We start from the raw sequence: 13125 nt of genomic DNA on the forward strand, positions 1-13125 counted from the left end.
CTCGCCGACACGGGTCTCGGGATGCCATCTTCCCTGCGAGCGAGGTGCCTGATGACGGACCGCCCGATGATGCAGGCGAATCGCGGATCCCCAGGCAGGTCTGCGAGGTTGCCGGAACCCGGCAACGACGGATGCTGAGCTTCGCCGATCGGGCACGTACCAAGCCCGCGGGCGACGCGGCATCGTTGGACTCGTGCGATCGCGGGCGCGAGGGGTATCGCGACTCCGCGATCCGTTGCGACGAGGAGGACTCGATGAGCGATCTCGATCAGACGGCGCCACCCAGGCCACCACGTGGCCGGCAGACACCCAACTCGGGGTGGTACCGGAGCGAGCTCGAACGGCAGCGCCGGATTCGCCTCGATCAGCTCACAGACCTGACGTACGACGCGATGGACACATCTGACGACTCCCTGGGCGAAGTGACAGCAACGCTGATGACCGCCACCAGGGCCGCGCTGGTGGACGTCGACGCTGCTCTCTTCCGGCTCGCGATCGGTCGCTTCGGGGTGTGTCAACGGTGTGGTCGCGCCATCTCCACAGACCGGCTGCAGGCTATGCCGACCGCCAGTCTGTGCCTGCGATGCCAACGCTCCAAGGAACTTCAGAGCCCGCACCCGCATCCCTGGCGCACGGGAACCATTCCTCCGGCGGCGCCTTCACGACCGCTGTGTGACATCGTCGACGTGTGGGGCGAGGATTCGTTCCCCGCCAGCGACCCGCCGGCGAACTGGTGAGTCGGCCCGTGGGGACCAGTCAGGCCGACGACACCGACCCGATCCACGAGCAGTTGACGCATGTCGGTTCCCGCCAGGACCGTCCCTGGTCGGTGACGGGCAGAGTCGGCCTGGTCGAACCTGCAATACTTCCGCGCCGTCGTCTTGGTGCAACAGCCGTCAAGTGGCTGACCACTACCGACCACAAGCTGATCGGCCAGCTCTACCTGATCACGTCGTTCGCGTTCTTCCTGATCGGCGGCGTGATGGCTCTCGTCATTCGCGCCGAGCTGGCCAAGCCGGGCCTGCAGATCGTGAACGAAGAGGTCTACAACCAGCTCTTCACGATGCACGGCACGATCATGCTGCTGCTGTTCGCGACACCGCTGTTCGTCGGCTTCGCGAACGTCATCATGCCGATCCAGATCGGCGCCCCGGACGTCGCGTTCCCGCGGCTGAACATGTTGAGTTACTGGCTGTTCTTGTTCGGCGGGCTCATCGCATTCAGTGGATTCCTGACCCCTGGCGGCGCGGCGAGCTTCGGCTGGACCGGCTATGCCCCGTTGTCCAACGCGGTCCGATCTCCGGGCATCGGTGGCGACCTGTGGATCATGGGTCTGTGGATGGCCGGTCTGGGCACCATCCTCGGTGCGGTCAACTTCATCACGACCGTCATCACGATGCGCGCCCCGGGTATGACGATGTTCCGGATGCCGGTCTTCACCTGGAACACGTTGATCACGTCGATGATGGTGCTGATCGCGTTCCCGATCCTGGCCGGCGCGCTGCTGATGCTGGAAGCCGACAGATTGCTAGGGGCGCACGTCTTTGATGCGGCGAACGGTGGGCCACTGTTGTGGCAGCACTTGTTCTGGTTCTTCGGGCATCCCGAGGTCTACATCATCGCGTTGCCGTTCTTCGGCATTGTCACCGAGATCCTGCCGGTGTTCAGCCGCAAGCCGGTCTTCGGCTACCTCGGCCTGGTCGCCGCGACCATGGCGATCGCTGCTCTGTCAGCCGCCGTTTGGGCGCACCACATGTTCGCCACCGGCGGCGTGAGCCTGCCGTTCTTCTCGTTCATGTCGTTTCTGATCGCGGTGCCGACGGGGGTGAAGTTCTTCAACTGGATAGGGACGATCTGGGGCGGCTCGGTGACATTCGATACGCCGATGCTGTGGTCGCTCGGCTTCATGACGACGTTCTTGTTCGGCGGTCTGACCGGAGTCATTTTGGCCTCGCCCACCTTGGACTATCAGGTCACCGACACCTACTTCGTGGTGGCGCACTTCCACTACGTCGTGTTCGGCACGGTGGTGTTCGCGATGTTCGCCGGGTTCTACTTCTGGTGGCCGAAGTTCACCGGGCGGATGCTGGACGAGAAGCTCGGCAAGCTGCACTTCTGGTTGCTGTTCATCGGGTTCCACACCACGTTCCTGGTGCAGCACTGGCTGGGTGTCGAGGGCATGCCGCGGCGCTACGCGTCGTACGGCGCGAACGAAGGCTTCACGACCCTCAACCAAGTGTCGAGCGTCGGCGCGTTCATCCTCGGTGCCTCAACCTTGCCGTTCCTCTACAACGTCTACAAGTCACGCAGGTCGCCCCTGGTCGGTGTCGACGACCCGTGGGGCTGGGGCCGGTCGCTGGAGTGGGCGACCAGCTGTCCACCACCGCGGCACAACTTTCTCGAACTGCCTCGGATCCGGTCCGAGAGCCCGGCGTTCGACCGACACCACCCGGAGATCGCCCTGGTCGCCACCAGCGGGGCCTCAGGCAACAACTTGCTGGATCCGGACGAGGGCGAGGCTGACGCCGATCGAGGCCCCGATGATCACGAGGCGGGCTCTGAGCAGACGCAGTCGAAGGGAGATGCCTCCGCGACCGATCCTCCTGCTGAGAGCTGATGCGTGAAACGGTCTTTGCCGGGAGTAGGAACGTGAGCAGGGTTGTCCCGCGGAGGTTTGACGATGGCGAAGATCACGATCATCGGCGCCGGGAACATGGCCCGTGGCATCGCCGCGCGGTGGGCCGGTGAGGAGAACGAGATCCAAGTCCTCGCACCCACGTGCGAGCATGCTGCCGGCCTCGCCGAAGAGCTCGGTGGCGGGCGCGAAGGCCGGCGGGGTGAACGACACGATCGAGGGCGACATCGCGGTGCTGGCGACGCCGTCGGTCGCTGGCCGCGGTACCTTCCAGCCGTCGTCTTCGTCATACAGCCGCTCCGCTCCAGTTCTGGATGCCTGCGATACGGACTGTGCCGCTCGAGGAGACGGAAACGTACCGCCACGATCGGCGAAACTGTGACCAGCCTTATGGCCAGCCGGTGTAAAGCGCCCGGCACGGCCTCGACCGCGACGCTGACTCGTGCCGCCGTGGTTGCCGGGCGTCGGCTATCAAGCCGCGGTCAGGTTCGCCGATTGCGGCCGTACCAGTCCCTGCCGCAAGGCGGCAAAGTCGTAGCTGTACGAATCAGACTCGGAGCACCGCAAGGAGGTGTGTCGTGGAACCCACCAGGAGCGTCTATCGCTTCGTATGGTTGGCCTTCTGCGGCGTATTCGGCGTGGTGGGCGGAATCGTCGCGTTCACTTGGCCACTTGGGGCGATCATCATGCTGCTCGTCGTGGCCGCCCTCGTCGGCGGCGTCTTGGCGATGATCACCTTCGATCCCGAAGACGCCACCCGACTCCCGCGGGACCGACGACAAGTGGTGGCCACCAGCGCGGCTCTCAGTGGCGGCGGTTGCGTGGCATCCGCCGGACTGGGGGCGCTACTCGGCGCTCCGATGGCGATGCTGGTCATGGCACTCGCGATCGGTGGATCGCCGTGGTCAATTCGCCGCTACGTTCGCTGGCTCAGGAAACACGGTCATCTCTCGACAGTGCCTTCTCGGCCCATCCAACGGGTCTCGGGCGAGCTCTCGCCAACTGCTGTACTGGAATTCGCCCCGCCGCTCGAGGCTGAGTCCGACGCACGGGCAGAGGTCGAGACCGCCGAACTGAGCGACGATGCATTGTGCCTGGTGTGGCGAGCCAGTTTCTCCGCCTTGCAGAACGCCACCTCGTCGGCGCAGCGGCTACAAGTCGTCGAGGAACGCCGGGCATACCTCGACGAGCTCGAACGCCGCAACGCCCACGGCCTGGCTGCCTGGCTGGCATCGGGTGCCCGCGCCGCCGGAGACCCCAGCAGATTCGTCCTTGGAGACGGCGTGTCCGGCCGCCCTCCGATCGACTGGGACGGCCTGATCCACGGCACCGACAAGTGATCTCCGCCGGTGACCCGTGACGGCTCAGTTTGGCGTGCAGGCCAGTGTGTATCCTCGGTGAGTGGTGTCTACAGCGAGAGGATGCCGTCGACCCGTCGACCCGTCGACCCGTCGGGCGATCGGCATCCGTTCGGTGAGGCGACCGACCCAGACATCACCTGGCTGATCCGGCATTCGAGCCGAGCTCTGGCCGCAGGCGCTGTCGTAGGGGGAGGTGTGCATCCTGCGGATCGTGATGTGTGGCTTGGGATTGATCGTGGTGATCGGCCGCTCGATTGGCAGGCTTGGTTCGGGCAGCCGCGGGAGCCGGCTATCTGACGGAGGCGGGTAAGGAAGTCGCGGGACAGGCGGCCGCTGACTTGACCGCCTTCTTCGGATCGACGTGGCTGTCGCGGGCCACGCAGCCAGGGAGTGGACAGCGAGTCAATGAACTCGGGGCTGCGTCGCCGGTGCTCAGCCTGACTCCCGCCCGCCGGCCTGAGGCGTTCATCGAGGCGCTGCGATGGTGGGCGAGCCTTCAGTTGCTCGTCGACAGAGACGTTGCTGGCATCAAGACGATTCGGCGCGATGTCCTCATCAAACATGGCAACCGCGAGCTGTTCTTGGAGGTTGTTACGTTCGGGCCAGTTCCGAACGAGGACCAACTGGCCTATGACGGGCATGTACTGCGTCTCATCACCAATGAGGATGGATTGCATTGGGAGGGTAACGTCCCGGGGTTTCTCAACAGAGCCGACGAGGTGTCGTGGGAAGCAAGGGTCGTGGAGGCGTCCGTGCTGTGTAAGGAGTCGAACGCAGCGGTCGAGATCACCGGTCCTTGGGGCGTGCTCACCGTTCATCCGGGTGAGCCACCGGGGAACCGAACTCTGTACGGCCCTCAGATCACTGTCGACCTCGGCGCACGTCTGTACGGCGTGCTGGATAAGAAGGCCGTACAGACGCGAGATGCCGGCGTCGCGTGGGTCTGGGTCGAAGACCACGGTGGGCTGTATCCGTACACACCGTTCGTCACGATGCCACTCCAGGAGAAGCTGGCCACGTTCGGCGCCCTGGCCGAGCCGATGCTTGCTCAGCGGTTCCACGTCGGCGGCGTCGTCTGGAGCCGGGTTGTGCGTGCAGAGGTACCGATCGACAATGACGCGGTCGACCACACTGGCTTCGCCGTACAGCGGAGCCTGCCTGGAGGGGTGGTACGGGAGACGGTCACGGTTCATCGCCGCCTTCTGCTGCCCGACCAGTTGCGGATCGTAGGGTCGTTGACGAACGCCGAGCAAGGGTGGCTCGACTGGGCGCTCAGTCGGCTCGGGGCGAGGTCCGTCGGTGAGCTGCTCGGGCCAAACGTAGTCACCTAGCCACCAGCCTCAGATCTGCAGCGCGTGGGTAGCGCAGCTGTCCCGGACCTCACTGATCCAGCTGGCCCGTGCACGTCGGCGACTGGCCCTCCGCGGCGTAGTGGGCGATGCCGACCTCGCCGAGCACTCGCATGAGGGTGCGCAAAGGCCAGTGGCTGGTGGGCTCAGAGTTGGGGTATGGCGAGGAGGGGGTCGGCGGTTGCGTAGTCCAGGACCGGGCCGTCGCGGCAGATCAGTAGTGGGCCGAGCTGGCAGTGTCCGCACAGCGCGATCCCGCACTTCATCGAACGCTCGAGGGACACGCGGATCCGCTCGGCGCGCAGCCCACTGCGGATCAGGACGCGCGCACCGAAACGCATCATTGGTTCGGGACCACAGAGGAACGCGACCGTTCGATCCGGATCGATCCGGAGCCGGGACAGCGGCTCGGTGACGAAACCGACCGGGCCGTCCCAGCCCGGCGCGGGCCGGTCGACGGTGAGTTCGACGTCGAGGTCGTCACGCGCCGCCCAGCGATCCAGCTCGGCGCGGAACAGGAACTCGTCCGGTGTGCGAGCGCCGGCTACCAGCACGATCTTGCGGTACGCCGTCCGTTCGGCCAGCGCGTCCAGCAGGAGCGGGCGCAGTGGAGCCAGGCCGATGCCACCGGCGACCACGACGAGATCGTTGCCAGCGGCACCTTCCGGTGTCCACGCCGTACCGTACGGGCCGCGGGCACCGATCACGGATCCAGGGCGGGCGTCGTACAGGGCCCGACTCACCGCACCGACGGACCGGACGGTGTGCGTCAACGTGCCGTCCTGGCCGATGCCACTGATCGAGATCGGCACCTCGCCCACGCCGTACGCGTAGAGCATGGCGAACTGCCCCGGCCGGAACGGGTCCAGCGGACGGTCGACCGGCTTCAGGCACAGCGTGGCCGAGTCCTGGGTCTCGACCGTGCGGCTGATGACCCGGTACCTGACCGGCAGCATCGGTTCAGTCGGCATCGGCGCGGCCCTCGTCGCCCGGATTGCCGTAGAGGTCCAGCAACCGAGCGCGGGTGGACTGCAGCCGGTCGAGTACGACGACCAGCAGCTGGCGGGTCAGCGCATAGCCGAGCGAGGGATCCTGGTCGGCGAGCAGCCTGAGCCGCTCGGCGTCGAACGCGGTCGCACGGACGGTACCGATCGCTCGGGCGCCGAACTGCCAGCGGTACGGCGGGACGAGCCAGGACCAACCGAGCAGATCGCCAGGTCCGAGAGTCTGGATGACGACATGGCCGCGGCCGGGGACCGCCGTGTCGAGCGCGACGCGGCCGTGCTGGATCAGCCAGCAGCGGTCAGCCGGGCCGTCCTCGTCGAACAGCCGCTCGCAGTCGTCGTAGTCCACGTCCTGGGCTGTGCTGAGCAGCACCTCCCGCTCGTGCGGACCGAGGGCGTCGAACAAGCTGATGTTAGGCATCAGTGGACTCCCCGGTCGCTGCCGCCGCGGCGAGCCGGCCCACTTCCTCGGTCAGGTCGATCCCGACGGGGCACCAGGCGATGCACCGGCCACAGCCGACGCACCCGGATCCGCCGAACTGGTCGTACCAGGTGCCGAGCTTGTGGGTGAGCCAGTGCCGGTAGCGGCTCTCGCCGGAGCTGCGCACGCTGCCACCGTGCAGGTAGGAGAAGTCGAGCTCGAAGCACGACGACCAGCGTTGCCAGCGTTCGGTGTGGTCCCCGGTGAGGTCGTTGACATCCTCGGTGGTGGTGCAGAAGCAGGTAGGGCAGACCATCGTGCAGTTGCCGCAGGTGAGGCATCGTTGCGCGACGTCCTCCCAGTGCGTCGACTCACGGCTGCCGGCCAGCAACGCTCGCAGATCCACCTCAGGCATCGCCCGTCCCATCCGGTGCCCGGCTGCCTCGACCGCCGTACGTGCCCTGTCGGTCTCGGAATCGGCCGCGTCGCGGTGGTCGATCCGGGCGAGCAGGTCGCGGCCGGCATCGGTGCCGGCCTCGACCAGGAATCGATGGCTGTCGGCAGGTGCCTGTGCCGTCAGCTCGGTCAGGGTCAGGTCCGCGCCGGGGCCTGCCGCGGGGCCGGTGCCCATCGAGGCGCAGAAGCACACCTCGCCGGGTTCGGTGCAGTTCACCGCGATCACGACCAACGACCGGTGCCGCGCCTCGAACGACCCGTCCGGATGGCTGCCGCCGGCCAGCACATCGCGAAGCTTCGCGATCGCGGCCAGATCACAACCCCGGACGCCGAGCAACGCGTACCTCGGCGTCTCCTCCTCGGCGGCGCGGAACGATCCCTCACCCTCCGTGGACCACAGCTTGCGGCGGGCCGGATGCAGGAACGTCTTCCAGGACTGGGGGCCCGCGGAGTGGGCGAACATCGCGCCGTCCTCACGCGGCCGCAACCGGTAGTGGCCCGGACCCGTCTCGACACCCCAGCCGGCGGGCAGTTGTCCGGCGTCGGTGAGCTCGGCCAGCACGATCGCGCTGTCGGACACGGTTGGCCCGATCACCTGGTAGCCGTCGGCGATCAGCACCTGGACGAGAGCGCCGAGGCCTACGGAGTCGATGATCGCTGCACCCATACCGCGATCGTGCGGTGGCCGCCGTACCGACCCCAGGGTCGAAGGTCCCGGGTGGCGCGGTCTTCGGTCCCTGGCGAAGGCGTCAGTCACCCTGGTGTGCTCGGCATGATGGACACTCCGACGCTTGCGATCTTCAAGCTCGCCTCGTGTGACGGTTGCCAGCTCACCGTGCTGGACTGCGAGGACGAGCTGCTCGCGCTGGCCGGGCGGGTGCGGATCGCCCATTTCCTGGAGGCGTCGAGCGCGGTGCTGCCCGGTCCGTACGACGTGTCACTGGTCGAGGGTTCGATCACCACGGCGGCCGATGCCGAGCGGATCCGGCGGATCCGGGCCGAGTCGCGGGTGCTGGTGGCGATCGGTGCCTGCGCGACGGCCGGCGGGATCCAGGCACTGCGCAACTTCGGCGATGTCGCCGAGTTCGCGTCGGTGGTGTACGCCCGGCCGGACTACATCGAGACCCTCGCCACCTCGACCGCGGTCGCGGACCACGTCCGGGTCGATTTCGAGCTGCGTGGCTGCCCGATCGACCGCCGCCAGCTGCTCGAGGTGCTGACAGCGTTCCTGGCCGGCCGAAAGCCGGATCTGCCCGACACCTCCGTGTGCACCGAGTGCAAGCGCCGTGGCCTGACCTGCGTGATGGTCGCTGACGGTACGCCGTGCCTCGGGCCGGTCACCCACGCCGGGTGCGGGGCCTTGTGCCCGGCGTACCGGCGTGGATGTTTCGGCTGCTTCGGCCCGATGGCGCAGCCGAACGTGGCGGCGCTGCTCCCGCGGCTGCGGGCGGCCGGGATGACCGACGGCGACGTCGACCGGGTCTTCCTCACGTTCAACGCGGCGGCCGGCGGCTGGTCCTCATGAGCCACCGCGCCAGGCAGCTGACGGTCAGCTCGCTCGCCCGTGTCGAGGGGGAGGGTGCGCTGCATGTCACCGTCCGCGACGGCGTGGTGGAGCGTGCGGACTTGCAGATCTACGAGCCGCCGCGCTTCTTCGAGGCCTTGCTGCGCGGGCGAAGCTACACCGAGCCGCCCGACATCACCGCGCGGATCTGCGGCATCTGCCCGGTCGCCTACCAGACCAGTGCGTGCACGGCGATCGAGGACGCCTGCGGGATTCGGGTCGGCGGCCCGATCGGTGAGCTGCGGCGCTTGCTGTACTGCGGCGAATGGATCTCCAGCCACGCGCTGCACATCTACCTGCTGCATGCGCCGGACTTCCTCGGCTACCCGGACGCGATCGCCCTGGCCACTCACCATCGCGACATCGTCGAGCGGGGGCTCGCGCTGAAGAAGGCCGGCAACGCGATCCTCGAGCTGGTCGGCGGCCGGCCGATCCACCCGATCAACGTGCGCGTCGGCGGCTTCTACTCCGCACCCGGCCGAGATCGGCTCGACGAGCTGGCAATGCAGTTGCGCCCGGCACTCGACGCCGCGATCGCCACGGTGCGGTGGGTGGCCGGCTTCGACTTCCCGGACCTCGAGCTGGACCACGAGCTGCTCGCCGTCCACAACCCGGACCGGTATGCCATCGAGCGTGGTACGACGCTACGCCGTACCGACGGGCCCGCGTTCGAAGTCGACGCCTTCGGCAACCATGTTGTCGAGGAGCAGGTGCCGCACTCGACCGCGTTGCACGCCCGGCTCGACGGCCGCCGGTACCTCACCGGACCGCTGGCCCGATACACCCTGAACCACGAACGCCTGTCGCCGCTGGCTCTCGGGCTCGCGGCCGACGCCGGGCTCGGCAGTGAGTGCCGCAATCCGTTCCGCAGCATCGTGGTCCGTGCCGTCGAGACCGTGTACGCGGTCGAGGAAGCCTTGCGATTGATCGAGTCGTACCAGTCGCCGGAGCCGCCGTACGTCGACGTTCGTCCACGCGACGGGGTCGGGCATGGTGTCAGCGAGGCGCCGCGCGGCCTCCTGTACCACCGCTACGCGATCGGCGCCGACGGCCTGGTCGGGGCGGCGACGATCGTACCGCCGACATCGCAGAACCAGGCCGCCATCGAGGACGACCTTCGACGGGTCGTCTCGGCCCATCTGGATCTCGGTGACGAACCGCTGACGGCGCTGTGCGAGCGGACGATCCGCAACTACGACCCGTGCATCTCGTGTTCGACGCACTTCCTCGAGCTCTCCGTGGAGCGGCTGTGAAAACACCGGTGGTGATCGGGATCGGCAACGAGTATCGCCGCGACGACGGTGTCGGGCCGGCACTCGTCGCCGAGCTGGAGAAGCGTCGGCCAACCGGTGTGCGGTTGGTGGTGTCCGACGGCGAACCGGCACGACTGATCGAGGAATGGGCCGGCGCGCCACTGGCCGTGGTGATCGACGCCGTCCTGTGCGAGCCGTCGACGCCCGGCGAGATCCATCGCACCGAGCTGCCCGATCAGGCCGGGGCTCTCCGCTCGCACCACGCAGCCGGCTCGCACGGTCTCGGCATCCCTGATGCGCTGCGGCTCGCCGAAGTGCTGGACCGGCTGCCGGATCGGCTGATCGTCTATGCGGTCGAGGCGACCGACGTTGCCCTCGGCACCGATCTGTCGGCGCCGGTCGCCGCCGCGGTGCCTCGGCTGGTGGAGGCGGTGCTGACCGAACTGCGCGTGAGCGCCACGTCCTGAATCAGGGTGGTCCGCCTCAGGCCGGAAGGGCCAGGTCGCGACGTCGAAGTGAGATCAGCGCCGCCACAGTGAGACCGAGGCATACCGCGGTCAGGACGAGCAGGGGTGCGGCGGTGACTGCTACCGCAGGCGCCTTGGGGCTGTGGGTGAACGGCGACAGGTCCTGCACCCATGCGGGCAGGTTGAGCCCAGGTCCGAACATCGGGCCCACCACGAGGGCGGAGAGCAGGATGGTCCAGCTGATCGGGACCGACCAACGCGGTACGGCGCAGAGAACCGCTGCCACGGCGGCCCCCATCACCAGGATGCCGGGGACCTGCACGATGCCTGCCCAGACCAGCTCACGGACCTGGGTGCCGGGATCTCCGAGAACCTGTCCAGCGGCCAAGCCCATGCTGACCGCGAACAGCACCATGAGGACGACGCAGCCGGCGGCTGCGTTCACCAGGTGAGCTGCCAGCCATCGCGCCCTGGTGACACCCGAGGCCAGCACGGCCTCCAGTGTGCCGCCGCTCTCGTCGGCCCGCAGGCGCAACAGCACCTGTACCAGGTAGATGGCGACGAACATGCCGGCCATCTGGATGATCGAGACCTTGTAGGCGTCGATGATCAGGTCGGTTCCGCCCGTCTTGGTCCACCAGTCCTTGGCGTTGCCCTCGAGCCCTTGGATCTGCTCGGTGAGGTTGCCGAAGATCAGCCCGAACGTCGTCAGGGCCACCGCCCATCCCGTGAAGGCGCTCCGTTGCAGGCGCCACACCAGTCCGACCGGACTCAGCAACAGGTGTCCTGCCTCGGCCCGGCCGCGCCGTTCTGGCCACAAGCCACGGCCGACATCGCGACGGGAGGCGAGCGCGACCGCGACGGCGAGCAGGATGCCGAGGGCGGCGACGGCGATGAGCAGCGGCCACCAGGTGGCACCACCGAAGGGGCGTGTCTGCTGTCCCCACCCGATCGGTGACAACCAGGCGGGCCACGCGCTGGTGACCCGCAGGCCGGCCTGGTCGACGGTGCCGAGCATGTTGCCGATACCGCTGATCGCGAAGGCTAGTCCCAGGGCGCCGGCCGCGATGCCGGCGGCAGCACGGGTCGTGGAGGACAGCTGGCACGTCACCGCGGCGACGCCCACCCACACCAATCCGACTGCCGCGACCGACGCCCCGGCCAGCAGGGCGCCGCCGAGGGGCTGCCCGCTGACCGCAATGCCGGCAGCGAGCACCAAGGCCAGGACGACGTCGGCGGCCACTGCAACGAGCACTCCCGCGGCGAGGCCGGCGTAGCGGCCGACCACGGTGGAGCCGAGCAACTCGGCGCGACCGAGCTCCTCGTTCTGACGGGTGTGCCGGATCACCGCGAACGTGCTCATCAAGGCAGCCAGCACAGCGAGAGTCACATACTCGCGGTGCAGCATGTACCCGCCCACGCTGGGCCCGGAGGTGAGCCCGAGCAGGCGCATGCCGGCGTTGACGGCAACCATCCGGGTCTCGCGCACGAGGTCCTCGCGCACGGCAAGACTCTGATCGAACATCGCCGCCGTCGCGGCCACGAACAGGCCCAGTCCTCCGCACCACGCGGCCAAGGTGTAGCGGTCGCGGCGTGCGGCCAGACGGGCCAGGCGCCAGGTGCCGCTGAAGTCGGCTGCCGTAATGGTGCCCATAGCTCACACCGCCTCAAGCTCCGTCGGCCGGTCGAGTTGGTCGCCGTAATGCCGCAGGAACAACTCCTCCAACGTCGGAGGGGAGCTGGTCAGGGACTGTACGTCGTACTGCACGAGCCGCTCGAGCACGGTGTTGAGGTCGCCGGCATCGACACTGAACCGCGCCTTGCTGCCCTCGATGATCAGGTCGTGCAGCTCGGTCAGCGAACCCAGGCCGGTGGGCGGCCGGCTGGTCTCGACCGCCACCGCGGTGCGAGTGAGATGCCGTAGCTCGGCGAAGGTGCCCGACTCCGCGGCGCGCCCGTTCCGGATGATCGTGACCCGATCACACAGGGCCTCGACCTCGGACAGGATGTGGCTGGACAGCAGGACCGTGTGTCCACGATCGCGTACGCCCTGGACGACGTCCTGGAACACCGTCTCCATGAGCGGGTCGAGACCCGAGGTCGGCTCGTCCAGCAGGTACAGCTCGACGTCGGAGGCGAACGCCGCCACCAGGGCGACCTTCTGGCGATTGCCCTTGGAGTAGGCCCGGACCTGCTTGGTCGGGTCGAGCTCGAACCGGTCCAGCAGGTCGGCCCGACGTGATGTCACCAGCCCGCCCCGAAGACTCCCGAGCAGATCAATCACTTCACCGCCGGTGAGGTTCGGCCACAGGTTCACCTCACCAGGCACATAGGCCAACCGGCGATGCAGCGCCGCGGTCTCGCGCCACGGGTCGCCGTCCAACAGCGTGACGCGGCCCCCGGACGCGCGCAGCAGGCCGAGCAGGATGCGAATCGTGGTCGTCTTCCCGGCACCGTTCGGGCCGAGGAAGCCATGCACCTCGCCGGCATGAACAGTCAGATCCAGATGATCGAGCGCTCTGGTGGATCCGAAGTCCTTGACCAGCCCCGACGCCACCACAGCATCGCCGCGGAAGGCTTGCTCTCTGGTAGTGAACGACTCATCCATACCTCCA

The 13125-nt window shown here is 67.8% G+C and carries 12 protein-coding genes and 1 pseudogene; 8 read left to right on the plus strand and 5 right to left on the minus strand.

The window, feature by feature from the left end; translation table 11 throughout:
- Window positions 1-254: 254 nt before the first annotated feature.
- From ACZ6O0_RS36810 to ACZ6O0_RS36830, 5 genes and pseudogenes are all read left to right on the plus strand, one after another.
- A complete protein-coding gene (locus ACZ6O0_RS36810) occupies window positions 255-737 on the plus strand; it encodes a TraR/DksA family transcriptional regulator (protein WP_465769675.1) in 483 nt (160 codons plus the stop codon).
- A 110-nt stretch (window positions 738-847) separates the two neighbouring features.
- Window positions 848-2617 carry an aa3-type cytochrome oxidase subunit I gene (gene ctaD / locus ACZ6O0_RS36815; RefSeq protein ID WP_465769743.1) on the plus strand — a complete coding sequence of 590 codons (1770 nt, stop codon included), beginning with the start codon at window positions 848-850 and terminating at the stop codon, window positions 2615-2617.
- A 63-nt stretch (window positions 2618-2680) separates the two neighbouring features.
- Window positions 2681-2806, plus strand: a pseudogene (locus ACZ6O0_RS36820) (NAD(P)-binding domain-containing protein); the annotation flags it as partial.
- A 407-nt stretch (window positions 2807-3213) separates the two neighbouring features.
- Window positions 3214-3975, plus strand: a complete 762-nt coding sequence (locus ACZ6O0_RS36825) for a hypothetical protein (RefSeq protein WP_465769745.1) — start codon at window positions 3214-3216, stop codon at window positions 3973-3975.
- Window positions 3976-4259: 284 nt separating this feature from the next.
- Window positions 4260-5327 (plus strand): hypothetical protein, encoded by a 1068-nt coding sequence (locus tag ACZ6O0_RS36830; protein WP_465769676.1) that lies wholly within the window; start codon window positions 4260-4262, stop codon window positions 5325-5327.
- 164 nt (window positions 5328-5491) lie between these two features.
- Here the strand turns inward: ACZ6O0_RS36830 and ACZ6O0_RS36835 are convergent, their stop codons facing one another.
- The 3 genes from ACZ6O0_RS36835 to ACZ6O0_RS36845 are packed head-to-tail and all read right to left on the minus strand — an operon-like array spanning window position 5492 to window position 7893.
- On the minus strand, window positions 5492-6316 hold the full coding sequence (locus tag ACZ6O0_RS36835; RefSeq protein WP_465769677.1) for an FAD/NAD(P)-binding protein: 825 nt from the start codon (window positions 6314-6316) through the stop codon (window positions 5492-5494).
- The gene (locus ACZ6O0_RS36840; protein WP_465769678.1) at window positions 6306-6770 is read right to left on the minus strand and encodes a Crp/Fnr family transcriptional regulator; all 465 of its coding nucleotides are present in this window, start codon (window positions 6768-6770) and stop codon (window positions 6306-6308) included. Before ACZ6O0_RS36840 ends, ACZ6O0_RS36835 begins: the two co-directional genes overlap by 11 nt.
- The gene (locus tag ACZ6O0_RS36845) at window positions 6763-7893 is read right to left on the minus strand and encodes a 4Fe-4S dicluster domain-containing protein (protein ID WP_465769679.1); all 1131 of its coding nucleotides are present in this window, start codon (window positions 7891-7893) and stop codon (window positions 6763-6765) included. The genes ACZ6O0_RS36840 and ACZ6O0_RS36845 overlap by 8 nt, the downstream gene beginning before the upstream one ends.
- Before the next feature lie 105 nt (window positions 7894-7998).
- Between ACZ6O0_RS36845 and ACZ6O0_RS36850 the strand changes: the two genes are divergently transcribed.
- From ACZ6O0_RS36850 to ACZ6O0_RS36860, 3 genes are read left to right on the plus strand one after another with little or no spacing between them, the layout of a single operon-like run.
- The gene (locus ACZ6O0_RS36850; protein WP_465769680.1) at window positions 7999-8751 is read left to right on the plus strand and encodes an NADH-quinone oxidoreductase subunit B family protein; all 753 of its coding nucleotides are present in this window, start codon (window positions 7999-8001) and stop codon (window positions 8749-8751) included.
- Window positions 8748-10043 carry a Ni/Fe hydrogenase subunit alpha gene (locus tag ACZ6O0_RS36855; RefSeq protein ID WP_465769681.1) on the plus strand — a complete coding sequence of 432 codons (1296 nt, stop codon included), beginning with the start codon at window positions 8748-8750 and terminating at the stop codon, window positions 10041-10043. Before ACZ6O0_RS36850 ends, ACZ6O0_RS36855 begins: the two co-directional genes overlap by 4 nt.
- A complete protein-coding gene (locus tag ACZ6O0_RS36860; RefSeq protein WP_465769682.1) occupies window positions 10040-10510 on the plus strand; it encodes a hydrogenase maturation protease in 471 nt (156 codons plus the stop codon). The genes ACZ6O0_RS36855 and ACZ6O0_RS36860 overlap by 4 nt, the downstream gene beginning before the upstream one ends.
- A gap of 16 nt (window positions 10511-10526) precedes the next feature.
- On the opposite strand, the gene ACZ6O0_RS36865 is transcribed toward ACZ6O0_RS36860, so the two are convergent.
- Window positions 10527-12164 carry an ABC transporter permease gene (locus ACZ6O0_RS36865; RefSeq protein ID WP_465769683.1) on the minus strand — a complete coding sequence of 546 codons (1638 nt, stop codon included), beginning with the start codon at window positions 12162-12164 and terminating at the stop codon, window positions 10527-10529.
- A gap of 3 nt (window positions 12165-12167) precedes the next feature.
- Window positions 12168-13118 carry an ABC transporter ATP-binding protein gene (locus ACZ6O0_RS36870; protein ID WP_465769684.1) on the minus strand — a complete coding sequence of 317 codons (951 nt, stop codon included), beginning with the start codon at window positions 13116-13118 and terminating at the stop codon, window positions 12168-12170.
- Window positions 13119-13125: the final 7 nt, after the last annotated feature.

The organism is Kribbella sp. NPDC048837, from assembly GCF_055586945.1.

What these genes read in the sequence shown, in the direction of transcription:
- ACZ6O0_RS36845 (WP_465769679.1), bottom strand. Translation starts at nt 7,893, where the DNA reads ATGGGTGCAGCGATCATCGACTCCGTAGGCCTCGGCGCTCTCGTCCAG.
- ACZ6O0_RS36855 (WP_465769681.1), top strand. Translation starts at nt 8,748, where the DNA reads ATGAGCCACCGCGCCAGGCAGCTGACGGTCAGCTCGCTCGCCCGTGTC.
- ACZ6O0_RS36870 (WP_465769684.1), bottom strand. Translation starts at nt 13,118, where the DNA reads ATGGATGAGTCGTTCACTACCAGAGAGCAAGCCTTCCGCGGCGATGCT.
- ACZ6O0_RS36865 (WP_465769683.1), bottom strand. Translation starts at nt 12,164, where the DNA reads ATGGGCACCATTACGGCAGCCGACTTCAGCGGCACCTGGCGCCTGGCC.
- ACZ6O0_RS36835 (WP_465769677.1), bottom strand. Translation starts at nt 6,316, where the DNA reads ATGCCGACTGAACCGATGCTGCCGGTCAGGTACCGGGTCATCAGCCGC.
- ACZ6O0_RS36840 (WP_465769678.1), bottom strand. Translation starts at nt 6,770, where the DNA reads ATGCCTAACATCAGCTTGTTCGACGCCCTCGGTCCGCACGAGCGGGAG.
- ACZ6O0_RS36810 (WP_465769675.1), top strand. Translation starts at nt 255, where the DNA reads ATGAGCGATCTCGATCAGACGGCGCCACCCAGGCCACCACGTGGCCGG.
- ACZ6O0_RS36850 (WP_465769680.1), top strand. Translation starts at nt 7,999, where the DNA reads ATGATGGACACTCCGACGCTTGCGATCTTCAAGCTCGCCTCGTGTGAC.